This window comes from Emticicia sp. W12TSBA100-4 (genome assembly GCF_040253585.1).
GTDB lineage: Bacteria > Bacteroidota > Bacteroidia > Cytophagales > Spirosomataceae > Emticicia.
This window is the reverse complement of record NZ_JBELAU010000086.1, coordinates 1-408: the sequence shown is the minus strand read 5'-3', so window position 1 is coordinate 408 and position 408 is coordinate 1. Positions and strand designations below refer to the sequence as shown.

Here is a 408-nt window from a genome sequence, read left to right as displayed (position 1 = left end):
TCCCATCTGACAAGCTTGTAGCCCTAAAGCAGATGCAATATAGCTTTTGCCACAACCTGTTGCTCCAGTAATAAATACATTTTCAGCTCTTTTAATAAAAGTCGTATCAGTTAATCGGAGAATAAGATTTTTGTCAAGGTTTCTTTCAGGTAAATACTGAATTTCTTCAATAACAGCCTGATAACGGAACTTAGCTGCTCTGATGGAAGCCACTGTTCTTTGATGTTGCCTTTGGAGTATTTCGGCATCTACAAGTTGTGCTAATAGCTGCTCGGTTGGTGGATGCTGGTCATAAGGTAAATTCAAAAGGGCTTGATAAGCAGCAGCCATCCCATTTAGTTTAAGGCATCGCATCTGATGCAAAGTTTGTTCGGTGTTCATGTTATTTTGACTTGAGAGATAAAAAAA

The 408-nt window shown here is 38.7% G+C and carries 1 protein-coding gene; it reads right to left on the bottom strand.

Features of this window, described 5'->3' with window-relative positions:
* Window positions 1-381 (bottom strand): ATP-binding protein (locus ABR854_RS25865; RefSeq protein ID WP_350268739.1); only part of this gene is annotated, 381 nt, incomplete at its 3' end.
* Window positions 382-408 lie beyond the last annotated feature (27 nt).